Annotated in this window: 5 protein-coding genes; all 5 read right to left on the bottom strand. The window is 64.8% G+C overall.

Features of this window, described 5'->3' with window-relative positions; translation table 11 throughout:
- The coding region (locus VGD20_RS19810; RefSeq protein WP_331136094.1) for an SDR family oxidoreductase at nucleotides 1-983 on the bottom strand (983 nt) is incomplete at its 3' end.
- A 71-nt stretch (nucleotides 984-1,054) separates the two neighbouring features.
- Nucleotides 1,055-1,465 (bottom strand): GNAT family acetyltransferase, encoded by a 411-nt coding sequence (locus tag VGD20_RS19805; RefSeq protein ID WP_331136093.1) that lies wholly within the window; start codon nucleotides 1,463-1,465, stop codon nucleotides 1,055-1,057.
- Nucleotides 1,462-2,031, bottom strand: coding sequence for an aminoacyl-tRNA hydrolase (pth, locus tag VGD20_RS19800; RefSeq protein WP_331136092.1), 570 nt, complete (start codon nucleotides 2,029-2,031; stop codon nucleotides 1,462-1,464). The genes VGD20_RS19805 and pth overlap by 4 nt, the downstream gene beginning before the upstream one ends.
- A 57-nt stretch (nucleotides 2,032-2,088) precedes the next feature.
- Complete coding sequence (locus VGD20_RS19795; RefSeq protein ID WP_331136095.1) at nucleotides 2,089-2,724, bottom strand: 50S ribosomal protein L25/general stress protein Ctc; 636 nt, start codon at nucleotides 2,722-2,724, stop codon at nucleotides 2,089-2,091.
- 109 nt (nucleotides 2,725-2,833) lie between these two features.
- Nucleotides 2,834-3,585: TraB/GumN family protein (locus VGD20_RS19790; protein ID WP_331136091.1), on the bottom strand; the 752-nt coding region annotated here is incomplete at its 5' end.

The following is a 3,585-nucleotide window of genomic DNA, read 5'->3' as shown; positions in this document are numbered from 1 at the left end:
GCCTTGATCAGCGGGCCGAGCGGAGATCCGCCGAGCCAGGCGACCTGCACCTCGGCCGCAACCTTGTTGATCGCTTCCTGCGGTTTGGGTCCCGGGTGGACCGCGCGGCGCAGCGGACGCGACCCCGCGGGCATTGCCATGATCTCGGCAATCGCGCGCGGCACGTCGGCGGGGTCGGCGCTGCGGCCGCTGCCGTCCTCGGTGCCCATGCCCTTGGTGAATGGCTGGTATGCCGCGAGCAGCGCCGCATCGCTGCGGTCCTTCAGCGCGCCGGTATAGATATTGCGGTTCTGCCACACGCGGGTCGGATAGCCGCCGGGCTGGATGACCGTTACCTCGATCCCGTGCGGCACGAGCTCATAGGCGAGCTGTTCGGACAAGGCCTCGACCGCGAACTTGGTCGCCGAATAATGGCCACCCCCGGGGACGATCACGCGGCCGAGCTGCGACGAGATATTGAAAATCTGACCGCGTTTCGCCGCGCGCATCTGAGGCAGCAGCGCGAGCAGCATCCGCTGGATGCCGATCACATTGGTCTCGAAGATCAGCCGCGTCGCTTCCATGTCCTGGACTTCGACCGGGCCGGTGATTCCGATTCCGGCATTGTTGACCAGCGTGTCGATGCGCCCGCCCGCGATTTCGAGCGCTCGCGCGGTACCCGCCATGACCGAGGCATCGTCGGTCACGTCGATTTCGACGATGTGGAGGTCGAGCTTGTCCTTGGTGGCTTCGGCGGCAAGGCTTTCGGCCTCGGGGCGCGGAATATTGCGCATCGATGCGATGACCTTTGCACCCAGCTTTGCATAGTGGAGCGCGCCAATGCGGCCGAAGCCGCTCGAGGCGCCGGTGATGAGGACCGTTCGGCCCTCGAGCGACGATGCAACCGCGGGCGTCGCCGCGTGGAGAAGGGCGGGGGTGGCGGCGGTGAGGGCGGCTGCACCGGCGATCAGTTCGCGGCGGCTGGGGCGCGAAGGCTCGGACATGGCTGATGCTCCTTTCGGGCGGCATCATGCCTCAGTTCGCGGCATCCACCAATATATGCGATGCGACCGGATCAGGCCAGCCACCGGGCGAAAACGCGGACGTCCTGCTGCTCCCATCCAAGATGTTCGTAAAAGCCCGCCGCCGGATTACCATCGCGAAGCATCAGTTCGACCTTCGGGCAGCCGCGAATCCTGAGCCATTCACACGCTGCGTCGAGCAACTGGCGCGCGATACCCTGACCCCGGTGCTCCGGAGCGACACCCAGATAATAGATCCATCCGCGGTGTCCGTCGAAACCTGCCATCGCGGTGGCGACGATGTGGGTGTTCTGTTCCGCTACAATGACCGTCGACGCTTCGTGATCCAGCGCGCGCTGGAAATCTGCTTGCGGATCATTCCACGGTCGGGTGAGGCCGCAGGCATCCCAGATCGCGATGACTGCATCGCGATCGGCGGCTGTTGCGGCGCGGGTGGCGATCATCCCTGCATACGCAGCGCGAGGTCGCTCTGGAACCGGACATCGTCGCCGTCGGCGAGCCATTTCGCTTCGGCGGCGATCGCGCCGAGCAGGTCGACCAGCGGTTCCATCTCGCTTTTGTGGTAGTTGCCGAGGACATGGCCGGTTACGCGGTCCTTGTGTCCCGGATGGCCGATGCCGATGCGTACGCGGCGGAAATCCTCGCCGATGTGCTGGATCATGCTACGAATGCCGTTGTGGCCAGCAGCGCCGCCGCCTTGCTTGACCTTGACCTTCATCGGCGCGAGGTCGAGCTCGTCGTAGAAGGCGGTCACGTCCTGCGGCGCCAGTTTGTAGAAATCGAGCGCGGCGCGCACGCTGCGGCCGCTTTCGTTCATAAAGGTACCGGGTTTGAGCAGCAGGATGCGCTCTGATCCGATGCGACCGTCCTGGATCCAGCCTTGGAATTTTTTTGCAGGTGCAGGAAAACCGTGGAGGTCGGCGATGACATCGGCGGCCATGAAGCCGACATTGTGGCGGTGCATCGCATATTGGGGCCCGGGATTGCCGAGGCCGACCCAGAGCTGCATGCCATCCGCCTTTCGTGGAAGGCCCCTCCCGCAAAGGGGAGGGGCCGCCCGGATAAATCAGGCTTCTTCGCCGCCTTCGGCAGCGTCGCCGCCATCGACCGTCGTATCGCCTTCGCTCGACTTGAGCGCCGACGGGGCAACGATGGTTGCGATGGTGAAGTCGCGATCGGTGATCGCGCTCTCGACGCCCTTGGGAAGGGTGACGTTGCTGATGTGGATCGAATCGCCGACGTCATAGCCGGTGACATCGATCTGGATGTCGTCGGGCAACTTGTCCGCGTCGCAGATCAGTTCCAGCTCATGGCGAACGATGTTCAGCACGCCGCCGCGCTTCAGGCCCGGCGACGCTTCTTCGTTCATGAAAACCACCGGGACCGCGACATTGACCTTGGCATCCTTGCTGATGCGCAGGAAGTCGGCGTGGATCGGGCGATCCTTGACCGGGTGGAAAGCGACATCCTTCGGTAGGGTCCGCACCTGCTTGCCACCGACTTCGATCATCACGATCGAGTTCATGAAGTGACCCGTCATCAGCTGCTTCATCAGCAGCTTTTCCTCGACGTGGATCATCAGGGGTTCTTCTTTGCCGCCATAGACAACGGCGGGGACGCGGCCATTACGACGCAGTTCACGCGAGGCTCCCTTGCCTCCGCGATCACGCGTCTCGGCCGACAGCACCAGCTGGTCGCTCATCATTTTTCTCCGAAACAGATTTCACAGTCCGCCACGCCTCCAGGGATGACCATGGACGGAAGCGGCGGCGCTTAGCGGGGAAGCGGCCGAAATGCAAGCGCCGGCGTCCCTATTGTATGCGTACGACCTTGAGCCCCCTGGCTTCCAGCATCGCCGGCACGCCGTCACTGCCGACCAGATGCCCCGCGCCGACCGCCATCAGCACCGTACCCGGCTGCTCCATTCGCGCCTCTGCCCAGATGCTCCAGCGCCGGTTACGGTCGGTAATGATCGCCTTTCGCGCTGCGGGAACGACATCGACATCCTCGTTGATCACCTTGTCGAGCGCGGCAACGTCGCCGCGGCTCCACGCGGCGGTCAGCGCGCGAACCTCCTTCACCGCATCACCCGATCGCTCGGCGGCGCGCGTCAGCAGGGTTCGCTGCGTTGCGGCGTCGAGCGTTTCGAACAGCATCAGCTGCGCCTGTGCCGTCTCCAGCCCCTCGACGGGTTTGCCGGCCGCCCTGAACTGTGCGGTCAGGCCGGTTTCGACGCCGTCGGCTGGCGACAGCTCGGCCTGTTGCGCGATGCGCTGTCCCATCAGCACCATCACCGCCCAGTCGTCGAACCTCTCGCCGCCGAACGCGCTTCCGCCAGCCTCAACCGCACGATAGCGTGCCAGCGCCTCCCCCGAGAGCCGTTTTTCGATGGCGAGCGGTGCCGTGCGCGGCGCAAGCTTCTGGAACACGTTGCCCGCTGCGGCGAGTTCGGCGGGCGACAGCTCCATCACGAGTTCGTCAGCAGCATCGATCGCGGCGGCAACTTCGCCGGCGTCCCAGTCGGTACCGCGCGGGAGGGCGTGCATCGTGCCGAGCATATAGA

It is taken from the genome of Sphingopyxis sp., assembly GCF_036402335.1.
Lineage (GTDB): Bacteria > Pseudomonadota > Alphaproteobacteria > Sphingomonadales > Sphingomonadaceae > Sphingopyxis.
The sequence above is the reverse complement of the archived record's forward strand: the minus strand, read 5'-3'. Positions and strand labels throughout refer to the sequence as shown.